Annotated in this window: 19 protein-coding genes, 1 pseudogene and 1 riboswitch; of the genes and pseudogenes, 12 read left to right on the top strand and 8 right to left on the bottom strand. The window is 28.7% G+C overall.

Going from position 1 to position 19,090, the window contains the following annotated elements:
- Positions 1-287 precede the first annotated feature (287 nt).
- Complete coding sequence (locus AB3K27_RS08235; RefSeq protein ID WP_368490730.1) at positions 288-1,430, bottom strand: thermonuclease family protein; 1,143 nt, start codon at positions 1,428-1,430, stop codon at positions 288-290.
- Between the two features lie 494 nt (positions 1,431-1,924).
- On the opposite strand from AB3K27_RS08235, the gene AB3K27_RS08230 reads away from it, so the two are divergent.
- The 3 genes from AB3K27_RS08230 (at position 1,925) to AB3K27_RS08220 (ending at position 3,817) form a co-directional block, all read left to right on the top strand.
- Entirely contained in the window at positions 1,925-2,068 is a 144-nt protein-coding gene (locus AB3K27_RS08230) for a cyclic lactone autoinducer peptide (protein WP_368490729.1), read from the top strand.
- Positions 2,069-2,172: 104 nt separating this feature from the next.
- Positions 2,173-3,489, top strand: a complete 1,317-nt coding sequence (locus AB3K27_RS08225) for a sensor histidine kinase (RefSeq protein ID WP_368490728.1) — start codon at positions 2,173-2,175, stop codon at positions 3,487-3,489.
- 148 nt (positions 3,490-3,637) lie between these two features.
- Positions 3,638-3,817 carry a hypothetical protein gene (locus tag AB3K27_RS08220; RefSeq protein WP_368490727.1) on the top strand — a complete coding sequence of 60 codons (180 nt, stop codon included), beginning with the start codon at positions 3,638-3,640 and terminating at the stop codon, positions 3,815-3,817.
- A 194-nt stretch (positions 3,818-4,011) separates the two neighbouring features.
- Here the strand turns inward: AB3K27_RS08220 and AB3K27_RS08215 are convergent, their stop codons facing one another.
- Positions 4,012-4,173: a hypothetical protein gene (locus AB3K27_RS08215; protein WP_368490726.1), complete on the bottom strand. Its 162-nt coding sequence runs from the start codon at positions 4,171-4,173 to the stop codon at positions 4,012-4,014.
- A gap of 137 nt (positions 4,174-4,310) precedes the next feature.
- Between AB3K27_RS08215 and AB3K27_RS08210 the strand changes: the two genes are divergently transcribed.
- From AB3K27_RS08210 to AB3K27_RS08200, 3 genes and pseudogenes are all read left to right on the top strand, one after another.
- The gene (locus AB3K27_RS08210; RefSeq protein ID WP_368490725.1) at positions 4,311-6,050 is read left to right on the top strand and encodes a recombinase family protein; all 1,740 of its coding nucleotides are present in this window, start codon (positions 4,311-4,313) and stop codon (positions 6,048-6,050) included.
- Positions 6,019-6,510: pseudogene (locus AB3K27_RS08205) on the top strand (FAD-dependent oxidoreductase); the annotation flags it as partial. The gene AB3K27_RS08210 and the pseudogene AB3K27_RS08205, both read left to right, overlap by 32 nt.
- 384 nt (positions 6,511-6,894) lie before the next feature.
- Positions 6,895-7,344 (top strand): YsnF/AvaK domain-containing protein, encoded by a 450-nt coding sequence (locus tag AB3K27_RS08200; RefSeq protein WP_368490724.1) that lies wholly within the window; start codon positions 6,895-6,897, stop codon positions 7,342-7,344.
- A gap of 1,183 nt (positions 7,345-8,527) precedes the next feature.
- On the opposite strand, the gene AB3K27_RS08195 is transcribed toward AB3K27_RS08200, so the two are convergent.
- Entirely contained in the window at positions 8,528-9,436 is a 909-nt protein-coding gene (locus AB3K27_RS08195) for a helix-turn-helix domain-containing protein (protein ID WP_368490723.1), read from the bottom strand.
- A 151-nt stretch (positions 9,437-9,587) separates the two neighbouring features.
- Between AB3K27_RS08195 and AB3K27_RS08190 the strand changes: the two genes are divergently transcribed.
- From AB3K27_RS08190 to AB3K27_RS08180, 3 genes are all read left to right on the top strand, one after another.
- Complete coding sequence (locus tag AB3K27_RS08190) at positions 9,588-10,502, top strand: DMT family transporter (RefSeq protein WP_368490722.1); 915 nt, start codon at positions 9,588-9,590, stop codon at positions 10,500-10,502.
- Between the two features lie 99 nt (positions 10,503-10,601).
- Positions 10,602-10,838, top strand: coding sequence for a hypothetical protein (locus AB3K27_RS08185; RefSeq protein WP_368490721.1), 237 nt, complete (start codon positions 10,602-10,604; stop codon positions 10,836-10,838).
- A 130-nt stretch (positions 10,839-10,968) separates the two neighbouring features.
- Entirely contained in the window at positions 10,969-11,931 is a 963-nt protein-coding gene (locus AB3K27_RS08180; protein WP_368490720.1) for an alpha/beta fold hydrolase, read from the top strand.
- 101 nt (positions 11,932-12,032) lie between these two features.
- On the opposite strand, the gene AB3K27_RS08175 is transcribed toward AB3K27_RS08180, so the two are convergent.
- The 3 genes from AB3K27_RS08175 to rbr form a co-directional block, all read right to left on the bottom strand.
- Positions 12,033-12,737, bottom strand: coding sequence for an LrgB family protein (locus tag AB3K27_RS08175; RefSeq protein ID WP_368490719.1), 705 nt, complete (start codon positions 12,735-12,737; stop codon positions 12,033-12,035).
- Positions 12,730-13,083, bottom strand: coding sequence for a CidA/LrgA family protein (locus AB3K27_RS08170; RefSeq protein ID WP_368490718.1), 354 nt, complete (start codon positions 13,081-13,083; stop codon positions 12,730-12,732). Before AB3K27_RS08170 ends, AB3K27_RS08175 begins: the two co-directional genes overlap by 8 nt.
- A 351-nt stretch (positions 13,084-13,434) precedes the next feature.
- The gene (gene rbr, locus AB3K27_RS08165) at positions 13,435-14,019 is read right to left on the bottom strand and encodes a rubrerythrin (RefSeq protein ID WP_368490717.1); all 585 of its coding nucleotides are present in this window, start codon (positions 14,017-14,019) and stop codon (positions 13,435-13,437) included.
- 425 nt (positions 14,020-14,444) lie between these two features.
- On the opposite strand from rbr, the gene AB3K27_RS08160 reads away from it, so the two are divergent.
- From AB3K27_RS08160 to AB3K27_RS08150, 3 genes are all read left to right on the top strand, one after another.
- Positions 14,445-15,197, top strand: a complete 753-nt coding sequence (locus tag AB3K27_RS08160; RefSeq protein WP_368490716.1) for an NYN domain-containing protein — start codon at positions 14,445-14,447, stop codon at positions 15,195-15,197.
- Between the two features lie 115 nt (positions 15,198-15,312).
- Positions 15,313-15,771 carry a GtrA family protein gene (locus tag AB3K27_RS08155; protein WP_368490715.1) on the top strand — a complete coding sequence of 153 codons (459 nt, stop codon included), beginning with the start codon at positions 15,313-15,315 and terminating at the stop codon, positions 15,769-15,771.
- A gap of 599 nt (positions 15,772-16,370) precedes the next feature.
- Positions 16,371-16,664 (top strand): hypothetical protein, encoded by a 294-nt coding sequence (locus tag AB3K27_RS08150; RefSeq protein ID WP_368490714.1) that lies wholly within the window; start codon positions 16,371-16,373, stop codon positions 16,662-16,664.
- A 337-nt stretch (positions 16,665-17,001) separates the two neighbouring features.
- On the opposite strand, the gene AB3K27_RS08145 is transcribed toward AB3K27_RS08150, so the two are convergent.
- Positions 17,002-18,108, bottom strand: coding sequence for a Ger(x)C family spore germination protein (locus tag AB3K27_RS08145; protein WP_368490713.1), 1,107 nt, complete (start codon positions 18,106-18,108; stop codon positions 17,002-17,004).
- Positions 18,109-18,243: 135 nt separating this feature from the next.
- A complete protein-coding gene (locus tag AB3K27_RS08140; RefSeq protein ID WP_368490712.1) occupies positions 18,244-18,885 on the bottom strand; it encodes a lactate utilization protein in 642 nt (213 codons plus the stop codon).
- A gap of 103 nt (positions 18,886-18,988) precedes the next feature.
- Positions 18,989-19,088, top strand: a riboswitch (TPP riboswitch).
- Positions 19,089-19,090: the final 2 nt, after the last annotated feature.

The following is a 19,090-nucleotide window of genomic DNA, read 5'->3' as shown; positions in this document are numbered from 1 at the left end:
CCAATAAAATACACAAGCATGAATATATCAGAAGTCTAAAACCATTAATTGCATAAATATCAGCTATTTTTAAATTTTAGAATTAATCATGGTTCTATTTCTTGCACCCTTTTTTTCTATTTAGCCATTACAAATCAGGAAAATCACCTTTAATCTTCTAATTATCTTTTTTGAAATTCCCCCTACTCCTCAATTCATTTTTATCAGTGAGTTTCGCAATTGCCTAATAGAGATCTACTAATATTAATAAATTATACTCTATTTTTTACATTTTAAAAACTCATCCTTTATTGTGGTGGATTACATACTTTACAAGGTTCATAACCTTCTGCTTTTGCTTCTGATAAGGATATAGCCGTAGAACTGTTTTTTATTGTTCTGCAACCAGCATTATGGTACTTGTGACCTGTGGGTGTTATATATACTGTTGTTCCCTGATTATCTGATGAGGCACTTTGCTGTACAGAACTTTCCTGTGTTGTAGATCTACTGCTTTGACTAGAACTACTATTTCCAGCACTACTGCTATCACTAATTTGACTGGTACTAGATGTACTTGTCCCAATATTACTTCCAGTACTGCTACTATTATCTACTTGAGCTATGGTATCCCCCTTTGTAGTTCCATTTATATTTATTGCCCATAATCCCCTGCTATTCTCTCTGGCATCTGCACAGAATTTCTTGAAATATTCTGCATATTTTGCATTGGGCTGTACTGTCATCTGTTGTGCATAGCCATTGTAAGCTAGTATAGCATTAAACATCTTATTCCTAATTTCATCATCAGTTATTTCAGTAGGCGGTTGAATCCATACATACCTCAAAAGCCTTCCATATGTATCTGTATCACCTGTATCTTTCTCAATATATATGGTTTTACCCAGAAGGCTTTTAGTATAGTTGCTTGCTTCTTCTCCATACTGTTCGTGTTCAGTAGTGGGCTCTGGAGTATTCACTCCAATAAATCTCACTTTTGCTTCTTTTCCATTTTCCAGTGTTACTCCAATAGTGTCTCCATCCGTATGTTTGGTTACGACTGCTTTCTCAAGCTGTATCGGAGATTTCACCTCATCCTTCGCAGTAGTATCCGTACTAGATTGGCTTGTATTTTCAACCTTTTTACTTGTTTGCTGAGATTGTGTATTAGATGCTACATTTGTTTGTTTACTAGAAGTATCTGGTGTATTAACTACTCCGACAATCATGATTATAAAAGCTAATATACAAATTAGTGCTGATTGCTTAGATCTATTTTTAAAAGCACCTATACCGTAAAAAATTACAAAAGGTGCTGCCAAAAGAAATAGAAAGTATCCAAATCCTTCAGTAAGCATCAACAAGGAAATTACATAATAGATTGATGCAACTACCATTTTAAGTTTTTGACCGGATCTAAATCCTGGTACATATTTTAATATATCTTTCAAATTATAGTTCCCCCTTATCCCTTTAATAGATTTTTACAATTAGGTATTTCTACATATATTTCTAAAATCATCCTAAAAGTGATAAAAAATCTAATTATTTAGGACATAATATTTATACAAAAGATATATTATTAAACTATAAGGAAAATGAAGAACAATTTATTTCGTTTAATATGTAAAATTTTTATTTGTCGTCACAACTACTAAGCACAAAATACTCTTTGAAATGCTGTATTATTCATAAATTGAATTTCACGGCATTTTGCAGGGAATTATATACTTTTTTACAGGTTATTCCACAATTTTTCTATCTTAATTATCTAAATTCAGAGACAGCATGTATTCTTTTATACTCAAGTTTCTATAAAGATTTATCAAACTTTCGAGAAATAAAACTTAATTCTGTTAAATTTTATTTCTTTGTAAAATATAGCAGGAAAATTGAATATCTTGTAGAATTTATATATTAAAACGTTTAAGGAGGTATATGGAATATGAAGTTTTTAAAACAGGAATTATTAAAGAAAAGTATGAAAATGGTAGGTTCTTTATCTTTGCTTTTAGCAGCAATAGTCATAACTCCAACATGTTTGGGTGGCGTTTATCAGCCCAAATGTCCTGATGAACTCTTGAAATAATAAATTAAGGGGGTTTTATAAAAGTGTGATTAAAAATTTTTATGAAAATACTAATTTCAAAATATAACTTTTGTAAAAACCTCCAGAAATAAAAGGAGAACAACATGGAGAGTAGTATAAGTGAAATTATAATAGATATTATAGAAGCTTCACTTCTTTTAGGAATTTTCGAAGCATTATATGATGACAAAAGATTTGTAATACAGAATAAAATTAAAACATTGTTATTTTTTATACTATATGTTTTTATAACCTATTGGAGTACATTCTATATATCAAGAGTTTATCATACACTATTTCTTGTAATAGTTGATATTTTATTACTGACCTTCATTATAAAAATAAAAATTTTTGATTCTATAGTTATATTTTCTTTATTTTTTACAACACTTATATGTACAGAAATTTTTGTTGAAATCATTGAAATGTTTATATTTAACATAGATTTAAATCAAATTTTTTTGAATTATAAATATTTTAACATTCTTTTAGTACTTTCCAAAGTGTTGCAAATACTTATTATATCAATAATTTTTAAATTTAACTCATATTTTATTGAACTTGATTTATTTGAAAAAGAAGGATCTATTTTTGCTAGCTTAATAATTGAGTTAGGCATATTTACTCTCTTTATATATAGCATTAATTTTAGCATTTTTAATGTGAAGAGTATTCAAACCTATAATATTATTATTTTTATTATTTATTTTATATTTCTAATATCAAAATTCAAAAATTTAAAAGAAAAACAGCTGGCTGTAAATATAAATATTAATTATAAAATTCAAAAACAGCAAATTAAAAATATGGAGGAAATAATAAGTATCATAAGGCAAGAAAAACATGATTTTGCCAACCATATAAATATTATACAAGGACTGTGTTTATTAAACAAGCCTGATACCGTAGAGAAGATAGATAGTTATGTACGAAAAATTTCAGGTACATTACATTCATCTTTTAGATATTTGAATACAGGAAATGATTACATAGATGGTATGTTATCCATAAAAAACAACTATGCAGTAAAAAATAATGTTGATTTTAAAATTATAATTGATGAACCTTTCAGTTCAATAAAAATTAGAGAAGACGAATTGATAAGTATTATGAGTAATCTTATAGACAATGCATTTGAAGCATTCACTAAATCAGATGTGGGGGATAAGGAAATATCCATTACCACTTTTAAGGAAGACAGAAACTTTTGTATTGAGATAGCCGATAATGGAGATGTTATCCCTGAAAATATAATAGAAAAAATTTTCAATAGAGGTTTTTCTACAAAAGTTAAACAAAATGATCTTCATGGATTCGGACTGTATATTGCCAAACAATTGGTTGAAAAAAATAATGGAACTATATCTGTAGAAAGTATTCCAGAAAAAACTAAATTTTTGATAAAGTTTAAAATGGAGTAAATAGATAAAGCTCTTACGTAGAAAAGTAACTAAAATATGGTATAATATTTACCAAGAGAATAAAGTGTTTTTAGTTAGCCACTTCCCGGAATTTATCTCTTACAAAAGAGGTCATTGCGGTTAATCTGACAGCAGAGGAGGTGGCAAAATGAGTGATATTGTGATTATAGTAATATCAGTATGTATTACATCATCATGCATAACAGCTATGGTGATTGTAGGAACATATTTAAAAGATAGATTAATAATCAAAGGTAAATCTTCAATTGGAAAATTGACTGAAAATGAAATTTCTATAACTGCTGAAGATAAAAACTCAAAAAAGTAAAAATGCACCCATTCCCATAAGTGCATTTTAAACTAGAAACAATTTAACTTAACTATTCAAAACCGCAACGGCTTCTTTTAAATATATTATACCACAATTAAATTAAATTTAAACTTATTTAGCTTTAATTTTAAAATCAAATTATAAGATGTTTATGTATCTATAGTTACTCATTTTATAATCTTTCAAGTAATTTACTTATTATTTTTAATACCCTGCCTCCTATCAAATTCAGATATCAAGTATCCAAGTTCTTCGTGTGTTAACTCTTCTGATACTGCATCTGCAAGAAGTTCTGCATATCTTTTTCTAAGCTTATCTTTATTTTTTGGAATTGAGATAATAACTGAATACATTCAAACAACTCCTGTATTAAAAACATATCCATCTTATGTTATGTTAGATTTACCAATATTGTTACTTAACACTAAATAATTTTAAGTTTGTAAAAAATGATATAATAAAATAAATGCTACAAAGGGGGATAAAAGTAATGCTAAAGGTAGCTATATACAGCAGAAAATCAAAATTTACCGGCAAGGGAGATTCTGTAGAGAACCAAATAGAAATGTGTAAGCAATATATTGCGAATCACTTAGAGGGAGATGTCGATTTTTTAATTTATGAAGATGAAGGCTTTAGTGGCAGCACAATAAACAGGCCTCAATTCAAAAGACTGATTCAAGATATAAAACTTCAAAAAATAAATTATTTAGTATGTTATAGGTTAGATCGTATCAGTAGAAATGTATCTGATTTTTCAGCTACTTTAGAATTATTGCAAAATTACAATGTGAGCTTCATAAGTATAAAAGAGCAGTTTGACACAAGCACTCCAATGGGAAAGGCCATGATATACATTGCTAGTGTTTTTGCCCAGTTGGAAAGGGAAACAATTGCAGAACGTGTAAGAGATAATATGCTTGAGTTAGCTAAGAATGGTAGATGGACCGGAGGGAAAATACCATTAGGGTTTACTTCTAAAAGAAAAAAATACAGAGATAAATCTGGATTGGAAAGAGAATTTTCTATTCTTGAAATAAATAAGGAGGAAATGGACTTCGTTAAATTTCTATATGAAAAATATTTAGAAGTTGGTAGCCTTCATAAATTGGAAGTGTATATAACTGAAAATCAAATAAAATCAAAAAATAATATTTTGTTTGAAAAATCCACTTTAAAAATCATACTTCAGAATCCCATATATGTAAAGGCTAATGCAGCAGTAATTGAATATTTGGAATCGAATGGATGGAATATTTATGGTGAAGCAGATAATATTCATTCTCTACTCACATATAATAAAACTAGACAAGTAATAAGAAACGGCAAGCGTACTAAATCCCTAAATCCTGAAAGTGAACGATTTGCTTCTGTGAGCAATATAACAGGAGCACTGGAACCTGAACTATGGTTAAAAGTTCAAAGTCAATTTGATAAAAATAAAGATACTTTTCCTAGATTAGGTAAAACCCATAATGCTTTATTAACTGGTAAATTAAAATGTGGCCGGTGTAAAGAATATATGTTAGTACAACATGGAAGAGTTTCTAAACTTACCGGAGAAAAACTCTTTTATTATGTGTGCTCGTTGAAACGAAAATCTCACAAGAAATTTTGCGATAATAAAAATGCTAAAGCTGCAGAGCTTGAAAGTTTAGTATTGTTAAGTTTAAAAAAACTAGGCAATGAACAAAAACAATTTATGGCTAGGTTGAAAGAAAATTATGATTCCAGATTAAAAGATGATAATAAAAATGAAAAAGCACTATTGGATAAAACTTTAATTGAAAAGAAAAATCAAATTGATAACCTACTGAATATACTTTCAAAGAGTAAAGATATAGAAGATGTAATGATTGATAAAATTAAAACCATTAAAAATGAATGCATAGAAATTGAAAAGAAGTTAACTATTCTTGACAGTGAAAGTAAAAAAGATAAAATAGAAAAAATCAACTTAGATCTAATAGAAAATATATTATGTGACTGTGCAGTAATAGACAGGCTCTCACGTGACAAACAAAAACAAATTATCAATACATTGATAGATGTTATATACTGGTACGGAGACAAAAACAACAATGGAAAAGTATTTATAAAATTTATAGGCTCTGATAAAGATGATTTTGAAGAAATCGAATTACCCGATATAGATTTTTCCAATACTAAGTTGCAGTTTTGTTCACCTAGCACATGTAAAACTTATGACCTCTTATTATCCTTTAGATAAACTAAGGAAAATACCTGGTTTAGAAAATGCCAAATTTATAGATCCTTATTCCGGTGGTAAAGGAAATTCTATAAGATATTTATCTGTAGCACCGGTTTCTGATGATTTAAAAGTAAACAATGTAGAAAATCTATTTTGTGCTGGAGAAAAAAGTGGATTATTTGTGGGTCATACAGAAGCTATTTGTACAGGATCTCTGGCAGGACACAATGCTGTAAGATGTGCACTTGAAATGCCTACTTTAATCCTTCCAAAGGATACAGTTATCGGTGATATAATAAACTACGCAAATTATAAAATACGAACTAAAGAAGGTCGAAAAAATAGATATACCTTTGCCGGCTCAGAATATTTTGAAAGAATGAAAAAAACAGGACTCTATACCATAAATACAACAGATATTAAAAATAAAATATCTGCCCTTGGCCTATCAAATATATTCAATAAAAGTCTTACCTAAATGCAAGATACTTGAAAAAACAAAAATCTTGTATAAACTGAATAAAAAACACTCTTTCAAGGCAATAATTTTAGATGATAAATTTACAATTATTTATATGAAGGAGTGTTTTTTTATATTGAATACTTCTAAAGAAATTTCAAGAAATTATGTTAACCTAATCCGAATTCAAAGAAATAAATTCTAATTTCAGGTAAACATGGTTATTTTTTTAATTTTTTTCATGCAATACTCTCTCTATCATTATAAACTTCTTAAGCAAAATAAAAATTACATTTATTTGTTGTAAACTATTTACTCTAGATCCATATTTCATAAAGAATATATTACTCCAGCAGGGATAAAATATTAATGAATTGAAAATATGTACTTATAGGAGGTAATATGATGGGTCTATTTGACAATATTTCAGGTAATGACAATGATAAGAAAAGTGAAGATGATGGAAAACTTACACTTCATAAGGAAGAACTTGATATAAATAAAAACAAAGTTGCAAAGGGTGAAGTTGAACTAAGCAAAGAAATTGTTGAGGAACAAAAAGCAGTTGATGTTCCAGTTACTCGTGAAGAAGTTGTTATCGAAAGAAGAGCAATAGATAATAAATCCAGTGATACACCTATTAGTGATGAAAAAACTATACGTATTCCAGTCAGTGAAGAACAGGTCAATGTGGATAAACACACCGTGGTAACTGGAGAGGTATCTGCTCATAAACGTGAAATCGAAGAAACAAGGAAAGTGGATGAGAAACTAAAAAGAGAAGAAGCTCGTATAAACTCAAATGGTGATGCAAAGATAGTGGATAACAATACAGATAATAGCTTCCGTTAAGTAATTTATAAAATCAAGTTATTCTTAGGTTCAGGTAGAGTTTGCTTATGAGAAATGCTTTTCTCCATCTGAACCTCAGAATCACTTATCCATGTACATAATAGTGTTTATTTCTCACTCTGAAGAAGATAAGTCAGTTCACATAAACATTTCATCCATTCAACTAAAAAAGGTAAAATTTAAGACCAGGAACATTAAACAAAATACTTAAAGACAGCTGGAAAAAAGAAAATTGATTTGAAGGATCAACTTAATATTAAATATTAAAAATCAGAAAAGGTAGGTTTGCATCCATCTCTTTCTACTCCAAAACAAAAGTAAGTACCCTAGATGACGGGTACTTACTTTTAATAACATTATTTTTAAAGGAGACTATTATTTAGTATACGAACTTCTGGCAGTTGCATTTAAGTTTAAAGTGCCCTGCAACTACAGACACCAGTTTAAATTTACACTTGGGGACATTAATTTATAAACTATCTATTTAAACTAAGGCTTGCTTCCTTAGGATACTTATAATTATATGTAGTATTTGTTACAACTTAATGGCATATTAATTAACTATTTATGAATAATATGAAATATTTAAAAAGACATCTGGCTTTTAAAAAGTTCATCCCCACTTTTAAAGCCAAATCCAGGATGATGATCAAATTTTACAGCACCAACAGATTCTGGTGCAACAAAATAAATGCAGCATTAACTTTCATTTTTATAACCATTCCTTTCACTTCACTCAAGGCACAGGATATAATAAAGATGGCTTGTTTCCTATACCTCTTTTTATTCATATTTTTATTCATAATTTATAATATTAATTTAAACCTTGTCTTTCTAATTATACTTATATCAGTCCATTTCTATACTTTTCTAATATAAACAATCATTACATATAATTATATTATATATGTTAATACCACATTATTTAATAACAGCTTCGATTACTATTTTGAGATATGAACTTTAAATAAATTTTCAAAAAATCAAACAAGATAAGCACCTTACATTATTAGGTACTTATCTAGGCAAACTATTATTTCAAGGGGACAATTATTATTTTTATTTTCTCTAAGGTATTTCCTTAGGACACTTATAATTATATATAGTATTTGTTACAATTTAATGTTATATTAATTAACTATTTGTAAACAATATAAAAATAATCATTACTTGCCATTAATAATCATTTATAACATTTAAAGCATTTTTTTCTATATTCAGAAGGAGTACAATTCATATATCTTTTAAAAATCTTCCCAAAATAACTTGTTCCATTAAAACCCACCTGAAAAGCAATATTAGAAATAGAATCTTTACTTTTCAGAAGCTGTTCTGACGCCTTTGAAATTCTATATTCCATTAAATATTCAAAAGGTGTCACTCTTAAGATCCTTCTAAAACTACGACAGCACTCACTTTTACTAATATTTGCTGCCATTGCAATATTATCCAATAAAATATTCTCTGCATAATATTTATGTATATACTGTAGCGCTAATTTTACACGTTCCTCATCATAAGAAACTACAGTTCCACATTCTTTAATATCCTTTTTTACTTCTCTCAATAAGTTTAACCAGAGGATGTTCAAAAAATTTCTTATTTCCAGTTCGTATCCATATGGTTTTTTCTTTGACAGTAGGAAAACTTGTTTTAAATATTTTAAAATATTTTTTTGCCATTGAACATTAGGTTTTAAATAGATAAATTTCAAATCACTGTTTTCTAAGATTGGATTCACATATTTTCTTTCAATAAGTGACTCTTTTGCACCTCCTATTAAAACAGGATGAAAAACAATAGAAAACATCATACAATTACTATTGTCATAAGGCTTAATTTGATGGAGTACATTGGAATTTACCATAATTCCTTCTCCAGGTTTCAAGACTATTTTTTGATTTTCGATAAAAAAATACATCTTATCACAAAGTGAATATGAAAACTGCAATTCTTTATGCCAATGCCACCTAATATGACCATCTTCAAATAAATTAAATCTATCTGTATAAATTGCTATTGGAAAGCTGTAAGAACCATGTTTTGTTACCTCTTGTAAATTATCATCTACTTCTATTTTTGCTACCTGCATCTTTATCATCTCGCTAATATAGTTTTAAATATTGACAATATATTAATTGTTACAAATTAAAAATAATAATAAAATTATTACAGATTTATTTAAACAAATCAATATATTTATAATAAATCACAAAATAATTACAAAGAAAGCGAGTGAGAGTATGGTAAACTTTCAACCAAGAATAAAAGGAATAATACTTGTAATTATAGGGGCTATGTTGTGGGGAATATCAGGTACTGTTGCTCAATATCTATTCCACGAAAAGGGAGTTACTCCAGAATGGCTTGTTGTAATTCGTCTATTAGTATCAGGGCTAATTTTATTATTATATACTTTTGCTAAAAACGATCAAGATATATGGAATATCTGGAAACTCAAACACAATGGCTTAAAACTTATATTTTTTGGTATCATAGGAATGTTAGGCGTTCAGTATACATATTTTGCTGCCATTAAATATGGAAATGCAGCAACGGCTACAATACTTCAATATTTGTCACCAATAATAATTACCTGTTATCTAGCCATTTCCACCAAAAGAATTCCAACTCTGCAACAAATGCTATCTGTTATACTGGCAATGTTAGGCACATTTTTTATTATTACAAAAGGCAATGCTCACAATTTATCTATTTCTAATCTAGCCTTATTTTGGGGAATTTGTTCAGCTTTTACAGCAGCCTTCAATACAATACAGCCTCGTTCCCTTCTTACTAGATGGGATTCTACACTTGTAGTTGGCTGGGGAATGCTAATTGGTGGACTAGCTTTTAGTTTCATTCACCCACCCTGGAATTTTACAGGTCAATGGTCTATTGCTTCCATATTTGCCATCATATTTGTAGTGTTATTTGGAACTCTCATTGCTTTCTATTGTTACCTAGAAAGTTTAAAATATATACAGCCAACAGAAACTAGTATATTATCCTCTGTTGAACCTTTATCAGCAGCTTTTTTATCTATATTATGGCTGCATGTCCCTTTTAGTCTATCAGAATGGTTAGGAACAATATGCATTATAGTTGCAATTATAATTTTAGCTCATGTAAAAAATGAAGAAGTCCTATACGAGTAAAATAATTATATTATGGAATCATTAAAATTTTATATATACATCAAGCAGATGTAACTATACATAGTTCACCTTAATATAATGAATCTGAGGTGAACTATAATGTCACTTTTTGATTCAATAACCCCTAAAGATCTGTCCATTTTAGCAAATCTAATTGCGCTTGCACTTACAGAAGGAAAATCAGCTGATGAGAATAATGTATTGGGAAATTTTTTAACTGCTGTTTCAGCCGATATACTTAACATTGCATCCCAACAAGAGAATCTTACGTCTTTAGAAGAAAAAAAGAGTCAAATTAAAGATCTCCGAGAGCAGATTAAAGAACTTAAAAAATGATTTATAGCACACGGATAGTTTTACTATTCGTGTGTTTTTATAATGAAGTTTTTTACAAAAATTAGGAGGAAATAAGAATTTTATATGGAATGATATTTAACTATAATTTATTTTTAGGAGGAGTTTTGTTATGAAAAAATTTTTTAGACTAACCTTTATAACTATATTAATTTTAAGTTTTGCAATAATACCTTGTAGTGCCAATAGTGATATTAGACAAAAATATGTAAGGTACAGAAAAGTAAAAATATATACTGAAGCCTATAATTACTCTCCAAACAAAAAAGAAGCAATTATATTTTTACATGGTATGGGAGGTACTCACAGCCACGGAAAATTTTTATATAATCAGAGCAACCCATACATGACAATAACTTTAGATTATCTAGATCATGGTAATAGTGGACATATACCTGTTGTATCCTGGAAAACTCAGTTAGATTCAATAAAAGAAGTTCTAGATTCATATGGTATAAAAAAGGCACATTTGGTAGGTCATTCTTTTGGAGCAGATACAGCCATGATGTTTGCAAAAAAATATCCAGATAGAGTAAAAGATATAGTGTTGCTCGATAGAGCCTACTATAATTTCAAAGATCTTGAGCAATTTAATATGACAAAAAATCTTAGTGCTGTTTTAGAATATGATCCAGAATCAGGTTTATCAAAAGATGAACAACTTCAATATATAAATATGTCCTGGGATAGCGATATTACCAGAACCTGGAATATAACTAAAAATGTATTGCTAATTTCCGCAGATACAAAAAATTTCACAGGAGATCCCTCAACAGGTACTCCATCATTAGCAGAGATTGTGTCGATGATTAAAGAAAATCCATTAGAATTTGGAATAGATCCAGCTGAAGCGGAATTACTTCCAGATATAACAGAAAATAATATATTGGATTTAGTTGACTTTTTAAAGACAAAAGCTGATAAATTTGCCCATGTAAATAATAGATTTAGTGTAGTACACACTTCCTATACCCATGGTGAAATGGTGAGAGATTCTAATGCCATGAATGAAATGAGAACCTATGTTATAGACTATCTCCAAAGTAAAAACAATCCTATAAAAGATTGTAAATAGAACACTTCTTGTATTCAGATGGAGTTTACCGCCAGAAATGCTTTTCTCCATCTGAATATAACAAAATCTTATTTATCACTTCCAAGAATTATGGAAAATCATCACTTCAAAATTATAAGAACTATTTTCCATAAAGCAGGAGCCAAAAAAACAGTAATAATTCCTGAAATGGCCATAGCTAGTCCACTCATAGCCCCTTCAGTTTCTCCTATTTCCATGGTCTTAGCTGTCCCAATGGCATGAGAAGATGTACCCATGGCAACTCCAAAAGCAACCTTATCCTTGATTTTTAAAATTTTAAATAAAAATGGTCCTACAATTGAACCTAATATTCCCGTTATAATAATAGCAATAACTGTAATAGAGGGTACTCCTCCTAATTGTTTTGATAAAGCCATTCCAATAGGTGTGGTTATAGATTTAGGTATTAAAGATATTATAAGTATATCTGATAGTTTGAAAAATTTTGAAAATACAATAACACAAACAATCCCAACTATACAGCCGCACAATATGCCTGTAAAAATGGGTACGACATTTTTTTTAAATAAGGAAAATTCTTTATATAAAGGTACTGCCAATGCCACTGTAGCAGGATATAAGAAAAATGATATTATATCCCCTCCTATATTAAAGCTTTCGTATTTTATATGGAAGCTTGTTAGAAAAAGTATTATTAAAACTATTGCAATTAATAATGGATTAAATATAGACATATTGGTTTTTTTATTTATGTAAATTCCTATTTCATAAGCAATTAATGATATTAATATTCCAAATATACCTGTATTGATTAAATTATTCATGTAAATGCACCTTTCTTAAAAGAATAACTACATAAGCAGTTACAATCCACACTATTATGGTAGAAATAACAATTATAAACATAAAAGCTACCCATTTCCCTTTTAATATATTGAATGATACCATTAGACCTACTCCTGCTGGAATGAATAAAAAAGACATATGTGATAATAATAGATTGCTTATATCTTCTATCATTTCAATTTTAATTATACCTGTACATAATGCTAAAAAAAGCAAAATCAGGCCTATGACAATTCCCGGAATAGGTATAGGACATATAATCTCTAATACCTGCCCTAAAAAGCATATGAATAAAATGATCATTAATTGTCTTAAATATTTCATTGTACCACCTACTTACTTTAATATTTTAATGCTTCGAATTCTTCCACTATAAATATTTATTTCTACATAAAATTCTATATTCCTTCTAATTATTTATCCGAAGGCAGCAATTAGATACTTCCATTCCAACTTCTTCAAAGCGAGAGATACGCACTGCTTACGCTCCTCTTTAAGGTCTTTTTATCTTAAACTCCCTATTTCTAGATTTAATACAAATTTCTTAAACTTATTATTGAATAAAATTTATTTTAATGATATCATTTACTTGCAAGACTATATTAATCATACTAAATATAGTAAAAACCTGCACCATAACCACAGTGCAGGTTTTATTTATCTAAACATAAATTATTAATACTTTTCCGTAAGTATTTCAAAATATGCTTGAGGATGTGCACAGGCAGGGCAAACCTCTGGTGCTGAACTCCCTTCGTGAATATATCCACAATTAGCACACTTCCACTTAACTACTTCATCCTTCTTAAATACAGTGCCATTTTCTACATTTTTAAGTAATGTTAAATATCTCTCTTCATGATGCTTTTCAACTTCAGCTATTTTTCTAAAAACCATTGCTATGGCATGAAATCCTTCTTCATCAGCTACATCAGCAAATGCAGGATAAAGCTGGGACCACTCTTCATTTTCCCCTGCTGCAGCAGATTTCAAAACAGTTTTAGTATCCCCTAAAGAAACTGGATAAGAGGCATTTATTTCCACAGATTGTCCTTGCAGATCATTATTTAAAAATTTAAAAAATCTCTTTGCATGTTCCTTTTCATTTTCTGCAGTTTCTAAAAATATATTGGAAATTTGAACATATCCTTCCTTCTTAGCAATAGATGCATAATAAGTATATCTGTTTCTTGCTTGAGATTCTCCTGCAAAAGCTTTCATTAAATTTTCAGCAGTTCTCGTACCTTTTAAAGATGCCATAAAAATTACCTCCTAAAATAAATTTTATTATTAAATAATATTTCCTTAATTTATGGTTACAATAATATCTTATAATATATTTACATTATATTCAATCATTATAAACATTTTAATTTACATATTAACCCTTATTCTTATAAAATGTACAAAAAAATTGGAAACACCCCCTAAATAGTTATATTAGTTTAACTAATAGATGAAACTAAATACAAGGTGTTTCAAAGTGACATATATGCAGTATTATATTACTATATAAATAAAAATAATTCTACAAAAATACTATTTTAAATCAAAATGATCATGGGATTATTCACAAAAATCACCTAATGTGTATTATAATAGATATATAATTATTGAAGAGCCCTTCATTATACAGGTCTATAGTAAAATAGTTTAAAAATATTCAGATGTGAAGGAGATAAATTATGGATAAAGATAAAAAAATTGCTGTTTTAATTGATGCTGATAATGTATCTGAAAAATATATAAAATATATTTTTGATGAAATTTCAAATCATGGGACGCCAACTTATAAAAGAATTTACGGTGACTGGACTAAGCCCCAATTGGCCTCATGGAAAAATGTATTGCTCAATTATTCTATTAGTCCAATACAACAATATGGTTATACTACAGGGAAAAATTCAACAGATGCAGCCTTAATAATTGATGCTATGGATATACTCTATTCAAATAATGTTGATGGATTCTGCATTGTATCTAGTGATAGCGATTTTACCAAGCTGGCAGCACGCTTAAGGGAAGCAGGTATGTTTGTTATTGGCATGGGAGAAAAGAAAACTCCTACTCCTTTTATATCCGCTTGCGAAAAATTCAAATACCTTGAAGTATTGGCTTCAATGGCTTCAAAATCTGATGAACATACAAATAATAAAGAATCCCAAAGACAGGAAGACCCAAAAGTCGGCATGACAAGTATGGATAAATTGATAGAGGCTATAAAAACTATTATCACCGAAATCTCCGATGAAGATGGTTGGGCATTCTTGGGTGAAGTAGGCAGCACTCTTAACAAACGATATCCAGACTTTGATACCAGAAACTACGGCTATTCAAAACTTACCCCTTTTGTATCCTCTTTAAAACACTTTGAAATTAGATCCATAAAAACCAGCAATCCTAGTATAAGTCTTAAATATATTAGAAATAAAGACTGATACCACAAATGCAATAAATTTAAAAAAATCACATTATTTTAACATAATTATGCCATTATTATGCTACATTCTCCTGTTATTATTTAAATATATTAATTTAGGAGAGGTGAGCTATATGACTATTGTTAAAAATATTTATAATATATTTGTGAATAATAAAAAATTTAGACATATTACAAGATTTAGCTGTGTAGGCGGTTTAAATACCATGATTGATTTTATACTGTTTTGTATATTAAATAGCTTATTTGGTGTTAACTATATTATAAGTCAGATAGTTTCTTATGGTGGTGGCACTTTAAACAGCTATATTTTAAATAAATTCTGGACTTTTAATGATACAAAAGCTAACAAGAAAACAATAAAGGAAATTATTCAATTTATTATGGTTAATTCAACTTCCCTAACTGTAAGTTTAATAGGATTAAGTATATTAATGGATAGCTCCGTAAATTCTCTTTTAGCAAAAATTATTTCTATGGTATTAGCTCAAACAGTTAACTTTTTAGGATACAGATTTTGGGTTTTTGGCAGAATTATAAATTCAGTGCATATTACTAAAAAAACAGCGTAAAATTGACATGATGTACAATCTTAAGGGAGGATTTATTACTTTATTTATTATATAAATTGAAAATATATTCCCTTAATATACATCATCACACTCACCACATATGGCATTAAAACCCTTAATTTTTTCTATTAAATAGGTTTAAATCATAAAATATGTTTATTATACCAATACTATTTTTATATTTTTAAAAAATATTTGTTTTTTTATTTACGGGAAAATTTATACTTTATTTTGAATATGTAATTATTTGTATTTTTATAATTAGACTCTGTACATTTTTATACTCAGCAGTGTGTATTACTACATTCAATATATTTATGGAATATAAATACTTTCCATTATATTATATATATTATATAAAATTCCTTGTTATAATTATGTTATATATAATGAAATTCCCTTAGAAGTTTATTATATATAATGAGTAAATTTGTTTTAAAGTATTTTTAAGCCACTAAATCCATTAATTTAATAATGATACACCATAAAAATACTGTTAACATAACAACCATAGATAAACCTAAATTTCCAAAAACGAAATCTAAAGTGAAAAATAAATTGAAAATTATATTATAGTAAAAATTTAGGAGGAATTGAAAATGTTAAAACTTAAACACAAATTACTTTCAGCTTTAATACTTGCAGCACCATTATTATTAAACACAGGAATTGCTACAACGGTTCATGCATCCGATGCAAAAGATGCATCTGTAGTCTGTCAGTCTTACTGTCCTTCAACAGAATCGAATAATTGTACAGACCCTACTAACTGTAAAAATACCAATAATTGTACAGATTCTTCTAATTGTATAACTCTTAATGGAACAAACTACAATTGTGGAAATCTTGATTTTTCATCACTTAGTAACTTAGGAGTTAACTGTACAAAATAAGATTAATGTTTATTTAAATTAAGGTAACTATCAAGTTCTTCTAAAGTTCAGGTAGAGTTTGCTCATAAACAATGTTTTTCTCCATCTGAACCTTAGAAGAATTTATAAAGGGACACAACAATGCTAATACCCCATTCTAAGGAAGCTGGGATATTTAGTTAATTCCAACCCTCAGATAAAATATTTAACTTAGGTTTATCACATATTATTTAATAAAACTTTAGTTTAACATTAGTCACACGTAAAATTCTATTTACGTGTGACATAAATTCTATCACCAGTTATTTATTTGAGAAAATATTCCATTATCACACGGAACTCAACTGAACACATATTATTAATAATCTCCCCTACCTTCAGTATTTACCTTAAACTTTACATTAACCTGTATTTCAGAGTCACATACCACTTTATTCCAATCAGTACCTGTACCTCTCCCGTACTTTGATATGGCAATTTTACCCAGATCCAAAACATCAGTTTTATACTTATATTTAATATTCCTTATGGTTTCATTAGCTTTTTTTTCTATATAATTTCTCATATCTTCTTCATATTCTTTTAATACCTGAGGATTTGAAGATAAATTGCTATACAATTCATTGGACATCATATTTCCTTCTATATCTAAATATATTACAAATTTATACTTACCATTTTCTTTATAACATTTAACTTTTCTTTTTGAATATGCATAACAATTTATATAATGCTTTAAATCTTTTTGTAATGTCAATATACCTTTAACTCTACTTTCCTTTAAAATATTAATTATTCTTGTTTCATTCATATCTGCTTTTCCCACCATAACATCCCGTTTGAATATGGCAAGCCCTGTAGTTTCTATGCCATTATTCTTTAACTCTATATAGGGTAATAGTACATTTCTTCCCTCCGCATCCACTCTAACTATTAAATCCATAGCAGTATACTGCATAGAAAAAAAATTATATTCACGCAGATTCTTTATCATTCCCTCAATATATTCTGCAGCATTAGAGTACTCTTTAGTCTTATATTTGAATATGTCTTCAGCTTTCCCTTTACACACTGCACATAATGCCCTGTCATTTGTAGCTTGATTCTTTACCCATATATCTAAAAAATTTTTTATGCCAAACATTGCAGTTTCTTCACCAAATAAAAATACTCTATTAAGCCCCAAACTGGATTTTTTCCCTTCTTTTAATTGTCTATTTTGAATTGTCTGTCCCAGATTTCCATTGCTTCCAATAATGGTAGTACTCATCACTTGATTTACATTCTCAAAGGAATATACCAAAAGTGGTATGCTATAAAATACATTGTCAGAATTTCTTTCTATATCCGCTCCTACCCCTACTGGTATTTCCATATTTTCCACCAGCATTCCACTTGTACCTAAAAAACATATAATAAATATTACTACTACAATAATATGCAAAAAAATCTTGAATTTATTCATAACTATCACCTTTTAATATCGTATTTATATTTATAATTCCCTAAAGTTATTGAAATATTTATTTACTTTCCTAGATAAAAATACCGTAAAATTCAAATATATGAATAATACGGTATTTCTATATGATTGATAAATTTAATATCCTAAATTTTCATCAATTATAAATACATAAATCCTGGAATCATCAAGTTGATTTCTTATTAAGGTATACTCGTTACATATTCTGCTTTTACTATTGCACTCCATACAGCGTCCGGTGCTAACACAGGGTGTATTACAATTAAGCCTTCTGGCATTAGCAGGGGCAGATACACTTTTATTTCTCTCTATAGCTTCTTCTAAATTTCTTACAATTTTATTTACACCACAGACTACAATAACTTTATCAGGACCAAAAAGCATAGCTGCAACTCTATTACCTGTACCATCTACATTAAACAGTTCTCCTTCTTCAGTTAAGGCATTAACGCTGGTAAAAAATGCGTCTGCAAAAAAAGTTTCTCTGTGTATCCGCTTTTTTTGCTCCGGAGTCACTCCTTCTGCCGCCCTATCTAAAAACTTATATCTTCCACTTCTCAAATATTCCAAAACACCTGACTGCTGCAATGTAACAGACCCTCCGCAACTTACCACAGAATCTTTTTTGACTAGCTGTTCTATTTTACTGAAAAATTCTTGCCTATCCTTCACATAAAATCCATTCATGTTATTCCTTTTTAAGGCTTTAATAGTCCTCTCTATTTTTTTATCATTTACCCAGGAAATATTTGTATCCATGATAGCCACCTCCAAAATTCATTTTAAATTATAATCTCTACATCAACCTACATAATTGAAATATTATACATTATATACTATAATGATTATATAATAATTAAATACTTAATGCTAGGGGTGCCTTGTAGGCTGAGAAACACCAGTTGTTAACCCTTCTACCTGATCTGGATAACACCAGCGTAGGGAAGCGGATTTTTAAAAAAAC

Source organism: Clostridium sp. BJN0013 (genome assembly GCF_040939125.1).
In the GTDB taxonomy this organism is placed as follows: Bacteria; Bacillota; Clostridia; order Clostridiales; family Clostridiaceae; genus Clostridium_B.
This window is presented reverse-complemented; position numbering and strand designations above follow the sequence as displayed.

What these genes read in the sequence shown, in the direction of transcription:
- AB3K27_RS08155 (WP_368490715.1), top strand. Translation starts at nt 15,313, where the DNA reads ATGACTATTGTTAAAAATATTTATAATATATTTGTGAATAATAAAAAA.
- AB3K27_RS08190 (WP_368490722.1), top strand. Translation starts at nt 9,588, where the DNA reads ATGGTAAACTTTCAACCAAGAATAAAAGGAATAATACTTGTAATTATA.
- AB3K27_RS08230 (WP_368490729.1), top strand. Translation starts at nt 1,925, where the DNA reads ATGAAGTTTTTAAAACAGGAATTATTAAAGAAAAGTATGAAAATGGTA.
- AB3K27_RS08170 (WP_368490718.1), bottom strand. Translation starts at nt 13,083, where the DNA reads ATGAAATATTTAAGACAATTAATGATCATTTTATTCATATGCTTTTTA.
- AB3K27_RS08150 (WP_368490714.1), top strand. Translation starts at nt 16,371, where the DNA reads ATGTTAAAACTTAAACACAAATTACTTTCAGCTTTAATACTTGCAGCA.
- AB3K27_RS08220 (WP_368490727.1), top strand. Translation starts at nt 3,638, where the DNA reads ATGAGTGATATTGTGATTATAGTAATATCAGTATGTATTACATCATCA.
- AB3K27_RS08160 (WP_368490716.1), top strand. Translation starts at nt 14,445, where the DNA reads ATGGATAAAGATAAAAAAATTGCTGTTTTAATTGATGCTGATAATGTA.
- AB3K27_RS08210 (WP_368490725.1), top strand. Translation starts at nt 4,311, where the DNA reads ATGCTAAAGGTAGCTATATACAGCAGAAAATCAAAATTTACCGGCAAG.
- AB3K27_RS08200 (WP_368490724.1), top strand. Translation starts at nt 6,895, where the DNA reads ATGATGGGTCTATTTGACAATATTTCAGGTAATGACAATGATAAGAAA.
- AB3K27_RS08145 (WP_368490713.1), bottom strand. Translation starts at nt 18,108, where the DNA reads ATGAATAAATTCAAGATTTTTTTGCATATTATTGTAGTAGTAATATTT.
- AB3K27_RS08180 (WP_368490720.1), top strand. Translation starts at nt 10,969, where the DNA reads ATGAAAAAATTTTTTAGACTAACCTTTATAACTATATTAATTTTAAGT.
- AB3K27_RS08225 (WP_368490728.1), top strand. Translation starts at nt 2,173, where the DNA reads ATGGAGAGTAGTATAAGTGAAATTATAATAGATATTATAGAAGCTTCA.
- rbr (WP_368490717.1), bottom strand. Translation starts at nt 14,019, where the DNA reads ATGGCATCTTTAAAAGGTACGAGAACTGCTGAAAATTTAATGAAAGCT.
- AB3K27_RS08140 (WP_368490712.1), bottom strand. Translation starts at nt 18,885, where the DNA reads ATGGATACAAATATTTCCTGGGTAAATGATAAAAAAATAGAGAGGACT.
- AB3K27_RS08185 (WP_368490721.1), top strand. Translation starts at nt 10,602, where the DNA reads ATGTCACTTTTTGATTCAATAACCCCTAAAGATCTGTCCATTTTAGCA.
- AB3K27_RS08215 (WP_368490726.1), bottom strand. Translation starts at nt 4,173, where the DNA reads ATGTATTCAGTTATTATCTCAATTCCAAAAAATAAAGATAAGCTTAGA.
- AB3K27_RS08175 (WP_368490719.1), bottom strand. Translation starts at nt 12,737, where the DNA reads ATGAATAATTTAATCAATACAGGTATATTTGGAATATTAATATCATTA.
- AB3K27_RS08195 (WP_368490723.1), bottom strand. Translation starts at nt 9,436, where the DNA reads ATGCAGGTAGCAAAAATAGAAGTAGATGATAATTTACAAGAGGTAACA.